Here is a 16170-nt window from a genome sequence, read left to right as displayed (position 1 = left end):
GCCCACTGTCGTTTTAACTGCAGTGCCTTTCCAGTATGCATACTATGTTATCTTTTGCTCTTCTAATTAATTACACGTTGCACAGAGTAAATATCGGGTGTTTGTTTAATGCGTTCAACAACCTTATGCAAATGTGAAATATTTGAAATAGAAATTGTAAGATGAATAGTCGCAATTTTATCGCGATCTGCACGGCCACTTACAGCTAAAATATTTGTTTTTGTTTCGCTAACGATTTGCATGACTTCATTTAATATTCCAGGTCTATCAAAGGCAGAAACTTCGATATCAACAGGATACTCTTTTTTCTCTGGTGTAAGGCCATGCTCCCATTCCACTTCAATTATACGCTCCTGCTCATCCTCAATTTGAATATTTGGACAATCCGCACGGTGTACTGAAACACCCCGACCTTTTGTAATAAAGCCGACGATGTCATCACCAGGAACAGGTGTACAGCAACGTGATAGTCGAATAAGCATATTATCAATGCCTTTTACAATAACGCCTGACTCTGTACGTTTTTGTGGAATTGGATTTTTCATTTTTTGTTCGATTTTTTCAAGCGCTTCTTCTTGTTCACGCTCTTTACGGCGTTTTTCAGCTAAACGATTTACAACTTGTTGTGCAGTAATACCATTCATACCAACTGCCGCATATAAATCCTCTTCATTCGTGTAATTAAATTTATCGCAAACACGTTTTAAGTTTTCCGAGGACATCGTTTCTTTCATATCGAAATCTTGTGAACGAATTTCTTTTTCAATCATCTCTTTACCTTTGATGATATTCTCCTCACGAAGATGACGCTTGAAAAATTGCTTAATCTTATTTTTCGCTTGCGATGATTGTGCGATTTTAAGCCAGTCACGACTCGGACCAAATGATTGTTTCGATGTTAAAATTTCAATGATATCACCAGTTTTTAATGGGGTATCAAGCGGTACCATTTTACCATTGATTTTGGCTCCGATTGTACGATTGCCGACTTCTGAATGCACACGGTATGCGAAATCGATAGGTACAGAACCAGCAGGTAATTCAATAACATCGCCTTCAGGTGTAAATACATACACCATATCAGAAAATAAATCGAATTTTAATGATTCCATGAACTCTTCTGCATTAGATGATTCATTTTGGAATTCTAATATTTCTCTAAACCACGTTAATTTTTGATCGACATTTTGCTTTTCAATATCAATTTTTTTACCTTCTTTATATGCCCAGTGTGCTGCAATCCCGTACTCCGCAATTTTGTGCATTTCTTTTGTGCGGATTTGCACTTCTAATGGGTCGCCATATGGCCCTATAACGGTCGTATGCAATGATTGATACAAGTTTTGCTTTGGCATTGCAATATAATCTTTAAAACGCCCAGGCATCGGCTTCCATAAAGTATGGACTATTCCTAACACTGCATAGCAATCTTTTATGCTATCAACAAGTACACGAATCGCTAATAAATCATAAATTTCATTAAATTGCTTTTTCTGTAGCACCATTTTACGATAAATACTATAAATATGCTTTGGTCGACCATAAACATCCGCATCAATTTCAACTTCAGACAATTGAGATTTCATTTCCCCCATGACATTGTCTAAATAAGCCTCACGTTCATCCCGCTTCTTCTTCATTAGACTGACAATACGGTAATATTGCTGTGGATTTAAATATCGAAGTGCAGTATCCTCCAGCTCCCATTTTACTGTCGAAATCCCTAGACGATGTGCAAGCGGTGCAAATATTTCAAGTGTTTCTTTCGAAATACGGCGTTGCTTTTCAGCAGGTAAATGCTTCAACGTGCGCATATTATGCAGACGGTCAGCAAGCTTAATCAAGATGACGCGAATATCTTGAGCCATTGCTACAAACATTTTGCGGTGATTTTCCGCCTGTTGTGCTTCCTTCGATAAATATTTTATTTTCCCAAGCTTCGTTACTCCGTCAACAAGCACTGCTACTTCCTCGCCAAATTCACGGACTAAATCATCTCGTGTAAATTCCGTATCTTCCACAACATCGTGTAAAAAGCCTGCTGCTACAGTTTCTGGATCCATTTGTAATTCAGCTAAAATACCCGCAACTTGCACTGGGTGAATAATATACGGTTCACCAGAGCTACGGAATTGCTCAATATGCGCATCTCTTGCCAATTCATATGCTTTTTTCACGAATGCGACATTTTCCTCATTCATGTAGGATTTGACTAAATCAAAAACGTCCTCAGGAGTCAAAATTTGCTCTTTCGCCATAACATGTCCACCTTGCTCGTCAAATTTTTCAGATTAGATATAAACTTAATTGTATAAAAAATAGAGGTCGATTGTAAAGGGACTGTGTCATATAGTTTAGATAATATCGTGAACACTTCGTATTAATGGGTTAAAAATACATTATTATAGATAAAAAGACCCTCCGTGAAATCAATCAGCTTCACAAAGGGTCTTTCATTTACTAGTTAGTTTGCTTTGTTGTAAGCAACCGCAATTTTCGCACCAACTACTGCATTGTTTTTCACTAATGCAATGTTTGCATCAAGGCTCTTACCTTCTGTTAATTCTTTTACTTTGCCAAGTAAGAATGGCGTTACGTTTTTACCTTGAATTCCATTTTCTTCAGCTTCTTGTAACGCTTTTTCAATAATGCTAGTGATAAACTCGTGCTCAAGCGCTTCTGCTTCTGGAATAGGATTTGCAATCACTGCTCCACCTTGTAAACCTAAATCCCATTTAGCACGTAACATTGCTGCTACTTCTTCTGGTGTATCAAGCTTAAAGTTTACATCAAATCCACTTTGGCGTGTGTAGAATGCAGGAAGCTCTGGCGTGCCATAACCTACAACAGGTACACCTTTTGTTTCAAGATATTCAAGTGTTAAACCGATATCTAAAATTGATTTAGCACCCGCACAAATAACAGCAACATTTGTTTGTGCTAATTCTTCTAAGTCAGCTGAAATATCCATTGTTGTTTCAGCACCGCGGTGCACGCCACCGATACCACCTGTAACGAAAATTTCAATGCCAGCAAGCTCTGCACAAATCATTGTTGCAGCAACTGTTGTTGCACCTAATTTTTTCGTCGCTAATAAATAGCCTAGGTCACGGCGAGATGTTTTAGCAACACCTTGTGCATTCCCAAACATTTCTAGTTCTTCGTCAGATAAACCGATTTTAATTTTACCGTCTATTAACGCAATCGTTGCAGGCACTGCACCGTTGTCACGAATAATTTGCTCTACTTCACGTGCTGTTTGTACGTTTTGAGGATACGGCATACCATGTGAGATAATTGTTGACTCTAATGCAACAATTGGTAGTCCTTTTGCTTGTCCAGCTTTTACTTCTTCTGATAATACGATGAATTCTTTCATGTGTTATTCCTCCATTTCACTCTTTAACAATTCTTCTGATAATTCAGGTCTTACTGTGTACGGGGATGCCAGTGTATTTTTAGCATTTGTTAAGCCTGCATCAATACAAACATCAAGAGATTGTCCCCTTAACCAACTATGGATGACAGCACTTACAAAAGCATCACCAGCGCCCGTTACATCTTCAATTTTAGTTATTTCCTTAGCAGCAAAATGACTTGGTGTACTAGTTGCAGATGCAGCATAGACACCTTTGCTACCTGCCGTAATAATGACATGTTCGGCACCTAATTGAAGAATCTTTTGAATAGCTTTTTCATAGCTTGCATCGGTTTCAATTTTATGACCAACGATTGTTTCTGCTTCATCTGTGTTACAAATAAACCATGTAACCCCTTGCAATGTATCTGGTAATCGATTCATTTTTGGTGAAGATACAGGTACAATGACAAACGGAATAGCTCGCGCAATCGCTACTTGTTGGATGTAAGCGACCGTTTCTTTCGGGCAATTTAAATCCATAATAAAGCAGCCTGCATTCATCAACATTGGCTCATATTTCTTCAATAAACTTGGCAATAACAAATCATAAACTTCCATGTTTGCAACAGCTAATGCAAGTTCACCTTGCTCGTCCATAATCGCAGTATAGGAACCAGTTGAAGCATCTGGTAACTGCTCGACATAGCGTAAATTCATAAATGATTCTGATGCTTCTTGGATTACTTGCCAATCCGCATCCTTTCCAGCTGTCGTGAGTAACGTCACCTCATGATTAAGTCGACCTAAATTTTCCGCAATATTACGACCAACCCCACCTACACTAAATGAGGAGCTAGCAGGATTAGAAGTTCCTAATTGCACGGTCCCTCTTACATGAAATTTCCGATCGAGATTAGCCCCGCCGATACAAATAATTTCATTTTCCTCAGGTAAAATATAAGCACGGCCAACAATCTTTCCTTGCTTCGTTAAGCTCGACACTAAGTTTGCAAGTACTGGACGTGACAGATTCATCTTATCTGCCATCTCTTGCTGAGACATAAACGGATTTTTACGAATTAAAGCCAGTACCGCTTGTTCTCTTTCATTCATAGCATCACCTTTTATTATATTTGTTTACATTATAAACTTTTGTTTGAATATTGTCAAACATATCTCTTATTCACAATTACCTAACTGGTTTTACGGCAAAAAAATAGCACGCTAGAATACTTCCTAGCATACTATTTGTACTTTTTATGTCGTTTATACTATTATGTTCAATTCACTCTGTTCATTACAATCAGAGCAATGATTTATATTTTAATGTGCTAGTTTATTCAGCGTTTGTTTTTTCACTATGATGACAAACAGGCTAGCTAAAACACAAAATACACCAGCTAAGAAAAATGCCCATGTGTACGAATTGAAAAATTTATAAATTAGACCTCCACCATACGCTGCTACTGCCGCACCTGCCTGATGGGATGCAAAAATCCAACCGTAAATAATACCGCTTTTTTGCGTGCCAAAAATTTGTCTTGAAATATTAACTGTAGGCGGTACAGTGGCAATCCAATCTAATCCATAGAACGCAGTGAAAATAATAAGCAATGTGAGCGAACCTTGCATTAATGCATACGGCAATAAAACGAGAGAAGCTCCTCTTAAAAGATAATACCAAAACAGTAACCAGCGATTATCGAAGCGATCAGATAACCAGCCTGATAATGTTGTTCCAACTAAATTAAATATGCCCATAAACGATAAAAACGAAGCTGCCGTTACTAATGGAACACCGAAGCTAATACAATACGATACAAAATGCGTACCAATTAAACCACTCGTTGATAATCCACAAATAAAAAAACTACCTGCTAAAAGCCAAAATTCTTTCACTTTCACCGCAGTGAACAAACCATTAAAAGCAATAATGATTGGGTTTTTCTTTTCTACTATTACACTTTCCGTTTTTTCCTCTTCAAGTCCATACGCAAGAACTCCAACATCCTTCGGTTTATTTTTCATAAACACTAAAATAATGAAAAACATAATGGCGCTTAACACCATGATTAAAACAATTGCCCATCGCCATGAGGATTTTTCGATAATCATTGCTAATATTGGCAGAAGAACTAATTGCCCCGTTGCAGTACTGGCCGTTAATATCCCTAAAGCAAGCCCTCTTCTTTTTTCAAACCAATGATTCGCTACAAAGGGACTTAAAACGGTTAAAAAGAGACTCGCACCTAGCCCAATAATAAAGCCCCAAATTATAATTAGTTGCCATGCTTGTTGCATTAACAATGTAAGCGATATACCTATCATTAATATTGTCATAGCAGCTAGCATCATTTTCTTTAATCCAAGAACTTCGAGTAATGCTGCCATAAATGGACCAGAAATTCCATATAAAAAAAGACTGATAGCAAATGCCATTGCTATTACCGATCGGTCCCAGCCAAATTCATGTTCAAACGGGCCAATAAAAACACCTGATGAAGATAAAGTAATGCCTGCTACAATAATTGAGAAAAATGTTATCGTTAAAATAAACCAACTGTAATGAATACGTTTCATAACGCCACCTACATTTCTTGAAAAATGTAAAACGAATGTTTTTAAATGAAAAAAGTTTAGAAAACCGTTATGCTAAAAATATATGTATATACATATATAATAATGACTTGTTAATTTAGATGTCAAGAAAATAATTCCATTTTAGTGGTACAATGTAATATAACGAAAAAAGAAAAGGAGATCTAGTTATGGAGAGAAATTACACAGACATTGACTATACTCAAATTTGCGTATGTGCAAATCTTAGAAAAAAGACTAGGGCCGTAACGCAACTATATGATAAAGTACTTGAACCTACTCAATTAAAAGTTACTCAATACTCGATGCTAGCAAATATCGCCCGCCATCAAGCAGTTTCAGTAAGTCAACTAGGTGATATTCTATTACTTGATCAGACAACGATAACCCGTAATGTCAATCTATTGAAGAAAAACGGCTATGTGGATGTTACTCGTGATACACAAGATGGTCGAACAAAAATCATTTCCTTAACGGCTATTGGTATTGAAAAGCTAAAGGAAGCAACGCCTCTTTGGATGGATATACAAGAAAAAATTATTCAAGATATTGGCCTCGACAAATATAAAGACTTTTATGAAACACTTAAAAAAATGCAAAAAGTATTGAAATCCTACGAATAACGGTATTTTTCAAATTGTTTGGGTGCCTGGCACTCAATAAATGAAAAGGCTGTCCCAATATATGGGACAGCCTTTTCATTTATTAGTATTGAATTAATGTTTTTACGCTTAAATCGCCAAGTTTTGCACGACCGTTTAGCTCGTTTAGCTCGATTAGGAATGCGCAGCCAACAACTTCTCCACCTAATTGTTGAATTAAGCGAACAGTTGCCTCTACCGTACCACCAGTAGCTAATAAGTCGTCACAAATAAGCACTTTTTGACCTGGTTTGATGGCATCTTTATGCATTGTTAATGTATCTTTACCGTATTCTAAACCGTAATCGGCACTAATTACTTCACGTGGCAATTTTCCTGGTTTACGAACTGGTGCAAAGCCAATTTCTAGTGCATAGGCAACTGGGCAACCAATAATGAAGCCACGAGCTTCAGGACCTACAATAATTTCTGCGCCAACTTCTTTAGCGTATTCAACGATTTGGTCTGTTGCATATTTGTAAGCTGGTCCATTATCCATAATTGTTGTAATATCTTTGAAGCTAATGCCTTCTTTTGGCCAGTTCTCAACTGTTGTCACGTATTGCTTTAAATCCATAGTTCTTGCTCCTCCTACGAAATTGTATTCGCATATAAATTTAATCGTTCATCAAACCATTGCTTTAGCTCTATATATGGTGCATAGACAAGTTTTTGCTCTATTTCAATCTGTTCTGAACGTTGTTTGTAAGACGGCGCCTCAGTTAATGCAGTTTTCGGCACATTCACGTTGACAGTCGTCAGTCCACTCTCCATTCTAACAAAATTGAGCTCAAAAAACACCTGTGTCATAAATTTTAATGCTTCTAACGGCCAACCCGTATGCTTTGCTAAATCTGTTAGATGCATATCTAATGGAAATGCAGGACGTTGCTTTAAAAATTTATAGTACCAGGCAAATTGTTCACGTGTAGGCATTCCGTTGAAGTACTGGGAATCTGGCATATAAAAATGCGCATAAATACGGGAAGGTGCTGTTTTTTGTAATACATTTTCTAATAATTGAACGTTATGCGGTAAATCAAGCAAGACAATGTAATTTGTTTGCTCTACATTGGACAGCTCTGCATCAACTAATTGTATTGGCACTCCAAGCAATGAATGATAATAGCTAATTGTCTCAGGACGGAACGCATAAAAAACAGCTTCCTCCTTCGGCACTGTATGCAACCATCGAGATGTTTGACGAATTCCACGAATATCAAATAATTGCCACTCCGTCGTTTGGACATCTTCAATCATAAATTGTGGCTTTTTACGTCCTTGCCACTCATTTATTTGAAGGTCCCCAATAAACGAAACTTTAATGCCGTATGTCAGCTCATTGAACAAATGCCCTTTATTAAATCCTACACTATCCAATTTCTCTAAGCCGTCTGTTAATTCCATTTTAATGTGATTTTCAGCAGCGCCAATTTTACGCATTGATGCAATTTCCACATCCTCAAGCACATACACTGGCTTCGGGAAATCTGTGCCAAACGGGCCGAGCGTCGCAATTTCTTCAATAGCTTCCGTGGAGATTTCATCAATTTTAAGCGGAATATCGATTGAAACAACTGGCGTTAATTGCTCTTCTGTTAAACATTCCCTTGCCTGCACATCCAATCGCGCGCGCAGTTCATCCACATGCTCCAATGGTAACGTCATTCCCGCGGCCATCGGATGTCCGCCGAAATGTGGTAAAATATCTCTATTTTTCGCCAATTCATTATATAAATGGAACCCTTCAATACTACGGGCAGATCCTTTCGCTGTCCCTTTTTCCAAGTCTAGTGATAGAACAATTGTTGGTCGATAATAAAGTTCAACAAGTCTGGATGCTACAATACCTACAACACCAGCATTCCAGCCTTCACCTGCTACAACTAAAACAAGAGAGTCCCCTATCTTTTCATCTGCTTCAATGAAGGCAATCGCCTCATCTGTAATACTTTTTACAATATCTTTTCGCTCTGTATTACAGCCATTTAACTGCTTCGCTAAAGCTGTCGCCTTCGGTGCATCCTCTGCCATGAGTAATTCAACAGCTGGAGATGCTTCGCCTAGTCGTCCAACTGCATTAAGACGAGGTCCAAAATAAAAGCCAATCGTTTCTTCATTTATAGTGGCTTGCTCAGCACTTGCTACTTCACACATTGCTTGTATCCACGGGCTAAGTGAGCGTTTCATTTCCTCAATGCCACGTTTTACTAGGTAACGGTTTTCATCAACTAAAGGTACTAAATCTGCAACGGTACCTATTGCCACAAACTCAAATAAATGGGTTGGCAGCTCCCCATAAAGGGCGTGCGCTAATTTAAATGCCACACCAACACCCGCTAGCTCACCAAACGGATAATGCCCTTCTGGTACGCGCGGGTGTAAAATGATATCCGCCTGTGGTAACTCTTCCCCAGGCTCATGGTGATCTGTCACAATGACATCCATCCCAAGTTCCTTAGCCACTCGAATCGGTTCAATACCTGAGATACCATTATCAACCGTTATAATTAATTGAATGCCCTCTTCATGGGCTTCACGAAATAATGCTTCGCTCGGACCATAGCCATGTAAGAAACGATTTGGAATTTTAAATGATACATCCGCTCCAAGGTCTAGTAATACATTGAGCATGACCGTCGTACTCGTTACACCATCTGCATCATAATCCCCATAAACTAAAATTTTCTCATTCTTTTCTAGCGCTTGTTGTATGCGCTCTACTGCTTCTGCCATACCATGCATTAAAAACGGATCATGTATATTTGCTTCTGTCATATTTAATAAGCTTTCTGCATCAGCTGATGTTGAACATCCTCGGGCAACCAAAATTTTCACCGCAATTGCAGAAAGTTGTAAGTCATTTTGTAATGTTTGTACAAGTTCGGCGTCTGGACGCTCGACCTGCCATCTTTTTTTCGATAAAATCATATTTCTCACTTCCTCACGAAGGCTATTATACCGAAAATCTAGCTTGTTCGCACTATCCACTAGCTTACTAGTTTTATCCTTGCATAGATTTTCTATTATGACTAACATGTAGCCATTGAAGGTCAGCATGTAAAAAAGCCTACTCTAAAAAAGAGTAGACTTCGGATTGAAATGTGTCAGGCACTCAAACAATTTCAGTTAATTAGTGCGGACGATGGCGACGAATGCACTGGAACAGACCGCCCCGCAAGCGATTGTTGCAGCTTACAAGTGTGCAAGCGAAGTGTCAGGCACTCAAACAATTTCAGTCTCAAGCGTTCCTTTTGAAGCAGCGACTAATGCTTCGACTTTCGCAACATTTCCTTCATGTAAAGCCGCCACTATTGTACTGCCTACAATGACACCATCACCAAGGGCACTCATGCTCACTACTTGCTGTGGCGTAGAAATACCGAAGCCAGCTAACACAGGAATGGGACTCATATTGCGCAAACGTGCGAAATGGCCTTCTAAATCATCTGCAAAGCTCGCGCGTGCTCCAGTAATACCGTTTACCGTAACAGCATAAACAAAGCCTTGACTAGCTGCTGCTATACGAGCAATTCGATCTGGTGGGCTTGTTAACGATACAAGTTGCACCACATCAACACCGTGGGGATTTAAAGTTTGACGTAGTATTTCACTTTCTTCTAATGGTACATCAGGTACGATTATTCCTTTAACCCCTCCTGCCACACAAGCAATGGCAAATTGCTCTAAACCATAGGCTAAAACTGGATTAAAATATGTCATAACGACTAATGGAACGGTTATCTGATGACGGAATGAAGCGAGCGCTTCTAGCACTTTGCGCAATGTTACACCTTCCGCTAAAGCCCGTTCTCCTGCTTGCTCTATCGTTGGTCCATCAGCAACTGGATCCGTAAAAGGAATACCAACTTCAATGGCTGTTACTCCCATGTTTTGTAAGGACAAAATCGTCGGCTTTAACGTTGCAAGTCCACCATCTCCCGCCATAATATAGGGCACAAATGCTTTATTACCAGCGTTGTTCACTTGTTCAATTGCCTGCTGTAAAGTTGTCATTTTTCATCACCTCCAAGTACTGCACGAACAGTATGTACATCCTTATCACCACGACCTGATAAACAAACAACAATAATGTCTTCAGCATTCATCTCTTTTGCTAGTTTTGCTGTATACGCTATAGCATGTGCACTTTCCAGAGCTGGTAAAATTCCCTCTGTGCGACTTAATAATTGAAGACCTTCTAGTGCCTCATCGTCTGTAATAGAATCAAACTTTGCGCGTCCGATATCATACAAATAGCAATGCTCTGGCCCCTTGCCAGGATAATCAAGACCTGCTGAAATCGAATGGGCCTCCTGTACAAAGCCATTGTCATCTTGCAGCAAATACATGTATGCTCCGTGAAGAACACCTAACTGCCCGCCTGCAATGGCAGCAGCGTGCTTTCCTGTCTTAATGCCACTTCCAGCAGCTTCTACACCATATAACGCTACTGATGCATCATCGACAAATGGATGGAACATGCCAATTGCGTTACTACCTCCACCGATACAAGCGACAACGGCATCTGGCAAACGACCTTCTTTTGCAAGGACTTGTGCTCTTGTTTCCACACCAATAATCCGCTGGAAATCACGCACAATTTTTGGGAAAGGATGAGGCCCTAGTGCTGAGCCTAAAATATAATGCGTATCTTCGACATTCGTCACCCAGTAGCGAAGGGCAGCATTAACAGCATCTTTCAGCGTTTTCGAACCCGTTTCAACAGACTCTACCTTTGTGCCAAGTAGCTCCATACGAAAAACATTTAATTGTTGTCGTTTTATATCTTCTGCACCCATAAAAACAACACATTCCAGATTTAATAATGCACAAGCTGTCGCTGTCGCTACACCATGTTGTCCCGCGCCCGTTTCCGCCACTATTTTCTTTTTACCCATTCGCTTAGCAAGAAGCGCTTGCCCAATTGCATTATTAATCTTATGAGCACCTGTATGATTTAAATCCTCACGCTTTAAATAGATTTTGGCTCCCGCCAGCTCATTTGTTAAATTTTCAGCATAGTATAGTGGTGTCTCACGTCCGACGTATTCCTGTAAATAATAAGCTAGCTCATTTGTGAATGTGGGATCTGCCATTGCCTCATCAAAAGATGCTTTCAATTCTATTAATGCTGTCATTAATGTTTCAGGAACATACTGTCCGCCAAATTTCCCGTAGCGCCCTTCCTTCGTTGGTACGCTATTTGCGATTGAATTTGTCATAATGCTCTCCCCCTCTTTACTGCTTGTAAAAATGCTTCTATTTTTTTCGTATCTTTGCTACCCTCTGTCTCCACACCGCTTGAAATATCTACCATAGAAGGTGATACTAATGACAATGCCTCCTGAATATTTTCTACCTTTAAGCCGCCTGCTAGTATTAGCTTGTCACGTTGGATGCCAGCTGCCTCGAGTAATGTCCAATCAAACGTATGACCACTTCCGCCTTTATATTCCGTGCCAGGAGCATCAAATAAATAATAGTCAACATCATAGTTGGTCGCCGCCTGCACATCCTCAGCGCCATGGATAGACAGTGCCTTAATCGAAGGATAGCCTTGCTGAGCTATAAAATCAGGCGTTTCATCACCATGATACTGCACATAATCCAATGGCACGCCTAAAACTGCTTTTTGTAATTCCTCAGGCGTTGGATTTACAAAAACACCTATTTTCATAACGCCTTTTGGTACATGCTTAGCCAATTGTTGCGCCTGTGCAATGGATACTTGACGTTTACTTGGAGCAAAGACAAAACCGATGGCATCTGCTCCTGCTTGCACAGCCGCTTTCACATGCTGTATTTCTTTCAATCCACAAATTTTCACCTTCGTCATACTGATGCCCCCGCTTTATTTACTTGTAAATGTCGAAGTGCACTACCTGCATCACCACTACGCATTAAGGATTCTCCTACAAGTACAGCACTTGCGCCCATAGCCGCTACCTTTTTAGCATCTGCATTGCTCCAAATGCCACTTTCACTAATAAGCACTCGTTGCTCTTCAAAAGGAAAAGCTTCTGCAATTTCTTGCGTACGTGCTAAATCTACTTCAAATGTTCGTAAATCTCGATTATTGACACCAATTAACTTTGCCCCTAAAGTTAGTGCCCGTTCAAGCTCTTCCACATCATGAACTTCTACTAATACTTCTAGTCCCAAGCTTGTTGCAAAGCTAAATAAATCTTGTAACGTTGCATCATCAAGTGCAGCAACGATTAGTAAAATCACAGATGCACCAGCAGCCTTGGCAAATCGAATTTGCACACGATCAATCATAAAATCTTTACAAAGTAATGGTGTTTGCACAGCCTTCGCAACCGCCGCCAAATCTTCAAATGAACCTTGAAAAAATGCTTTGTCCGTTAAGACAGAAATCGCCGCTGCCCCTGCTGTTGCATAAATTTTTGCCTGTTTAACAGGATCAGCACCTTGTGCAATAAGCCCCTTTGACGGAGATGCTCGTTTCATTTCTGCAATGACTTGCAAAGTATCAGCAGAACTTAACGTTGCAAAAAGTGTATTGCGCTTTATGACAGTAAAATTGGCTAGTGGATCTGGCTGTGTAAGTAAGTTGGCTACTTCTATTTTTTTCTGTTCTATAATTTTAGTTAATATATTCATTGCCCTATCTCCACCTCTTTAATTTTCTCACTATAAGCGACAACAGCTTCTAATTTTTGCAATGCGCGTCCAGTGAAGATACTATCTTTAGCGATTTCTACACCTTCTTTAACGGTTTGCGCTATCCCATGACCAAATAAACCAATTCCCACATTTAACAATACCGTATCAAAATAAGCACTTTGTTCTCCTGCTAGCAATTTGCGCATTATAGCTGCATTGTCGTTAGCATTGCCTCCACGTATCGCTTCTAAAGGAGCATAGTGTAGTCCTACATCTTCTGCTGTTAAAGTAAACGGGATTAAATCTCCCTTATCGACTAAAACAAATGTATTTTGACCAGCAAGTGAAGCTTCATCTAAACCCATTGGACCAGAAACAACTATCGCTCGCTCTCGTCCAAGCATTTGTAAAACAGAGGCATATTCCATTACAAAGTTTGGGCGATTAATGCCAGTAAATTGTGTAGATAATGGGACTGGATTTGTCAGTGGACCGACAAGATTAAAAATAGTTGGCTTTCCTAAGGCACGACGTACCTCTCCGATACGCTTCAATTTTGGATGTACATTGGGAGCATATAAAAAGGCTATCCCTTCTTTTTCTAATAGCTCTACCGTTTGCGCAATAGAAATATTTGTATGAATACCTAGCGCTTCTAACACATCAGCACTACCCGATGAAGATGAAACTTTGCGATTACCGTGCTTCGCCATTTTGACACCTGCTCCTGCCAATACAAAGGCTGAAGCCGTACTAATATTGAATGTATTTAAACCATCTCCACCTGTACCACAGTTATCCATATAGACACCTGCTTTAGCTGGTACTTCAAGTGCAAATGAACGCATTATCATGGCCAATGCCGCCACTTCATGTGCGGTTTCGCCCTTTGCGGATAAGCTTACTAAAAAGTCAGCTATTTCTTCTTTCGGCGTATCTTGTTGAAACATCCATTTTGCAGCTTCTATCATTTCTTCATACATTAAATGCTGTCGCTGCTGAACCTTTCTTTGTATCATTTCCATCATTTTGCCCCACCTTCATTTTTCAAATGTTGTAAAAACAACTGTTCTTCCGCTGTTACTTGTTCAAGTACATTTTTCACATTTGAATATTTTGTAACTGTAACAGTGGATTGCATATGCATTGTTTCATTTTCAACAACAATTGACTTACCTGTTAATGCAAAATCTAAATGCCCATTAAATCCGATAAATCCGATAGCCCCACCGAAAACACCAGCCGTTTGCGTTGTTTTTGATAAATGGCTCTCGGTTAGTTGTTCTGGCATAACAGTAGATGTAAATGGTGGTATCGTAGCAGCTAATACATCTATTGCATGTAACATCGGTAAAAGTTGCCCTTCTACATAGGAGGTCATATGTAGCGCCTGCTTCGACCGCTTAATTCTCATCGCATCTATCACTCGTATAGAATCTCGGAAACATACTGTTGCCAACTCTTGTTGCATCGCCGTAACAAGAACGGCATGTGATTTCCTCACTTCAGCATTTTCGTACAGCTTGCGTTCATTTTCTATATCTTCTAGGTTGGTTGTACCTCGCGCATAAGTGCCTTCTGTCGGTGTCGCAATAACGCGTTCACCCTTTACTAGAACCAAACTTTCAGGCGATGTTCCCATCACAATATGATCCTCAAATGTTACATAATACATATAAGGTGCAGGGTTTTTCTTTCGTAATTGACGATATAATGCAAAGGCATCTCCCTGTATAGTGGCTAAAAAGTGTTTAGAAAGCATAACACGTGTATGCTCCTCGCTTAACGACTCCGTTAACTTGCTAACAAATGTATGAAATTGTGTATCCGATAACGTCTTTAGTGCTTGATAGCTCCATGTAGTATCGTCTGCTTCCTTACCAGTTAATAACTGCTGAGCCAATTCCTCTAAATTCGGCTCTTTATTTTCTGCATCGATGTTTGTATGAATCAATGTAACCTCATCTGTTAGGTGGTCAAAAACAACGATTGTTTCATAAACATGAAAATGTACAGTTGGTTGCTCAATAATTTCTTGATTTTTTGCTACGTTGTTTATAGCACCGCTGCCAATATAACCTATCGCACCACCTGAAAATGGAAATTCAGTCGTATTCGAAATACGAGGTATCAAGCGCTTTAGCAATACGAAAAGGTCGCCTTTATGTGTATATGTTTTTCCAGTTTTATAGGAGTATTCCGTAATTTCATCGCCTATACCTTTATATGTTTTTCGAGGATTGGCACCTATGAATGAATAACGTCCTGCACCTTCATGCTGAGCGGAACTTTCTAGCAAAAATTTATGTGTACCTTGCAAGCGTCTAAAAATTAATATTGGCGTTAACGAATCCCCATTTATTTTCTTCATCTTCGTTCTTGAACTGGTTGTTTGCATATCGACTAAACTCCTTTTTAACATTCATTTAACGTTTCTCGATTTAGCAAAAGCATAAAACAAAACAAAAAAAGCCCTCTGCAAAAAGGAATTTTCCTAATTACAGAGGACGATCATGACCGCGTTGCCACCTCATATTAGAGCTAGATAGCTCTCACTTATGTGCATCATTTTTACCTATAGCAAATAAAATCTATCGCAGTGTTTTTTGTGCGAAAGATTTATAAGCATATGTCTAATAAACAGTTGTGTAGTTAACTGTTTAAAGATGAAGCACCCCCGATAACGTGGGGAATCCGTTTGCTATTTGCATAGCAACTCTCATAAGTCCATTCACATAAGCTACAAATCAGTTTTCACCAGCCACTGACTCTCTAGATTGCACACTTATGCTACTACTCTTATTCAACAATTTCTCAGCTATTCTCGTCTATGCTCTGCTCATCTGTTCTAGGCTGATCTCGCTCCCGAGACCTTCTGCCGTATCCGAACGAAAAGTTAGCCTTATTTTATGCCACCCTATAATAATTGTCAACCAATTC

At 39.4% G+C, this 16170-nt stretch carries 13 protein-coding genes and 1 other annotated feature; of the genes, 1 reads left to right on the top strand and 12 read right to left on the bottom strand.

Going from position 1 to position 16170, the window contains the following annotated elements; all coding sequences use genetic code 11:
* Positions 1 to 62 precede the first annotated feature (62 nt).
* The 4 genes from JNUCC52_RS20815 to JNUCC52_RS20800 form a co-directional block, all read right to left on the bottom strand.
* Positions 63 to 2258 (bottom strand): RelA/SpoT family protein, encoded by a 2196-nt coding sequence (locus JNUCC52_RS20815; RefSeq protein WP_337980717.1) that lies wholly within the window; start codon positions 2256 to 2258, stop codon positions 63 to 65.
* Positions 2259 to 2464: 206 nt separating this feature from the next.
* On the bottom strand, positions 2465 to 3379 hold the full coding sequence (locus JNUCC52_RS20810; RefSeq protein WP_172772180.1) for a pseudouridine-5'-phosphate glycosidase: 915 nt from the start codon (positions 3377 to 3379) through the stop codon (positions 2465 to 2467).
* Between the two features lie 3 nt (positions 3380 to 3382).
* The gene (locus tag JNUCC52_RS20805; protein ID WP_172772181.1) at positions 3383 to 4474 is read right to left on the bottom strand and encodes a carbohydrate kinase; all 1092 of its coding nucleotides are present in this window, start codon (positions 4472 to 4474) and stop codon (positions 3383 to 3385) included.
* Between the two features lie 210 nt (positions 4475 to 4684).
* Positions 4685 to 5941: an MFS transporter gene (locus JNUCC52_RS20800; protein ID WP_172772182.1), complete on the bottom strand. Its 1257-nt coding sequence runs from the start codon at positions 5939 to 5941 to the stop codon at positions 4685 to 4687.
* 188 nt (positions 5942 to 6129) lie between these two features.
* Here JNUCC52_RS20800 and JNUCC52_RS20795 point away from each other — a divergent pair, with 188 nt between their 5' ends.
* Positions 6130 to 6582 (top strand): MarR family winged helix-turn-helix transcriptional regulator, encoded by a 453-nt coding sequence (locus JNUCC52_RS20795; RefSeq protein ID WP_172772183.1) that lies wholly within the window; start codon positions 6130 to 6132, stop codon positions 6580 to 6582.
* 82 nt (positions 6583 to 6664) lie between these two features.
* On the opposite strand, the gene JNUCC52_RS20790 is transcribed toward JNUCC52_RS20795, so the two are convergent.
* The 8 genes from JNUCC52_RS20790 to JNUCC52_RS20755 form a co-directional block, all read right to left on the bottom strand.
* The gene (locus JNUCC52_RS20790; protein ID WP_172772184.1) at positions 6665 to 7177 is read right to left on the bottom strand and encodes an adenine phosphoribosyltransferase; all 513 of its coding nucleotides are present in this window, start codon (positions 7175 to 7177) and stop codon (positions 6665 to 6667) included.
* Positions 7178 to 7191: 14 nt separating this feature from the next.
* On the bottom strand, positions 7192 to 9531 hold the full coding sequence (gene recJ, locus JNUCC52_RS20785) for a single-stranded-DNA-specific exonuclease RecJ (RefSeq protein ID WP_337980716.1): 2340 nt from the start codon (positions 9529 to 9531) through the stop codon (positions 7192 to 7194).
* A 294-nt stretch (positions 9532 to 9825) separates the two neighbouring features.
* Positions 9826 to 10617: a tryptophan synthase subunit alpha gene (gene trpA, locus JNUCC52_RS20780; RefSeq protein WP_337980715.1), complete on the bottom strand. Its 792-nt coding sequence runs from the start codon at positions 10615 to 10617 to the stop codon at positions 9826 to 9828.
* On the bottom strand, positions 10614 to 11825 hold the full coding sequence (gene trpB, locus JNUCC52_RS20775) for a tryptophan synthase subunit beta (RefSeq protein ID WP_337980714.1): 1212 nt from the start codon (positions 11823 to 11825) through the stop codon (positions 10614 to 10616). Before trpB ends, trpA begins: the two co-directional genes overlap by 4 nt.
* On the bottom strand, positions 11822 to 12439 hold the full coding sequence (locus JNUCC52_RS20770; protein ID WP_337980713.1) for a phosphoribosylanthranilate isomerase: 618 nt from the start codon (positions 12437 to 12439) through the stop codon (positions 11822 to 11824). The genes trpB and JNUCC52_RS20770 overlap by 4 nt, the downstream gene beginning before the upstream one ends.
* Entirely contained in the window at positions 12436 to 13227 is a 792-nt protein-coding gene (trpC, locus tag JNUCC52_RS20765) for an indole-3-glycerol phosphate synthase TrpC (protein ID WP_337980712.1), read from the bottom strand. Before trpC ends, JNUCC52_RS20770 begins: the two co-directional genes overlap by 4 nt.
* Complete coding sequence (gene trpD, locus JNUCC52_RS20760) at positions 13224 to 14255, bottom strand: anthranilate phosphoribosyltransferase (RefSeq protein WP_337982244.1); 1032 nt, start codon at positions 14253 to 14255, stop codon at positions 13224 to 13226. The genes trpC and trpD overlap by 4 nt, the downstream gene beginning before the upstream one ends.
* Positions 14255 to 15628, bottom strand: a complete 1374-nt coding sequence (locus JNUCC52_RS20755) for a chorismate-binding protein (RefSeq protein WP_337980711.1) — start codon at positions 15626 to 15628, stop codon at positions 14255 to 14257. Before JNUCC52_RS20755 ends, trpD begins: the two co-directional genes overlap by 1 nt.
* A gap of 102 nt (positions 15629 to 15730) precedes the next feature.
* Positions 15731 to 16046 (bottom strand) — a binding site (T-box leader).
* Between the last annotated feature and the right edge of the window lie 124 nt (positions 16047 to 16170).

The sequence above is a fragment of the Lysinibacillus sp. JNUCC-52 genome (assembly GCF_015999545.1).
GTDB lineage: Bacteria > Bacillota > Bacilli > Bacillales_A > Planococcaceae > Lysinibacillus.
This window is presented reverse-complemented; position numbering and strand designations above follow the sequence as displayed.

Bases quoted from the DNA above. Each gene is read 5' to 3' on its own strand.
- JNUCC52_RS20800 (WP_172772182.1), bottom strand. From the start codon at position 5,941: ATGAAACGTATTCATTACAGTTGGTTTATTTTAACGATAACATTTTTC.
- JNUCC52_RS20795 (WP_172772183.1), top strand. From the start codon at position 6,130: ATGGAGAGAAATTACACAGACATTGACTATACTCAAATTTGCGTATGT.
- JNUCC52_RS20770 (WP_337980713.1), bottom strand. From the start codon at position 12,439: ATGACGAAGGTGAAAATTTGTGGATTGAAAGAAATACAGCATGTGAAA.
- trpA (WP_337980715.1), bottom strand. From the start codon at position 10,617: ATGACAACTTTACAGCAGGCAATTGAACAAGTGAACAACGCTGGTAAT.
- recJ (WP_337980716.1), bottom strand. From the start codon at position 9,531: ATGATTTTATCGAAAAAAAGATGGCAGGTCGAGCGTCCAGACGCCGAA.
- JNUCC52_RS20815 (WP_337980717.1), bottom strand. From the start codon at position 2,258: ATGGCGAAAGAGCAAATTTTGACTCCTGAGGACGTTTTTGATTTAGTC.
- trpB (WP_337980714.1), bottom strand. From the start codon at position 11,825: ATGACAAATTCAATCGCAAATAGCGTACCAACGAAGGAAGGGCGCTAC.
- trpC (WP_337980712.1), bottom strand. From the start codon at position 13,227: ATGAATATATTAACTAAAATTATAGAACAGAAAAAAATAGAAGTAGCC.
- JNUCC52_RS20810 (WP_172772180.1), bottom strand. From the start codon at position 3,379: ATGAAAGAATTCATCGTATTATCAGAAGAAGTAAAAGCTGGACAAGCA.
- JNUCC52_RS20755 (WP_337980711.1), bottom strand. From the start codon at position 15,628: ATGCAAACAACCAGTTCAAGAACGAAGATGAAGAAAATAAATGGGGAT.
- JNUCC52_RS20805 (WP_172772181.1), bottom strand. From the start codon at position 4,474: ATGAATGAAAGAGAACAAGCGGTACTGGCTTTAATTCGTAAAAATCCG.
- JNUCC52_RS20790 (WP_172772184.1), bottom strand. From the start codon at position 7,177: ATGGATTTAAAGCAATACGTGACAACAGTTGAGAACTGGCCAAAAGAA.
- trpD (WP_337982244.1), bottom strand. From the start codon at position 14,255: ATGGAAATGATACAAAGAAAGGTTCAGCAGCGACAGCATTTAATGTAT.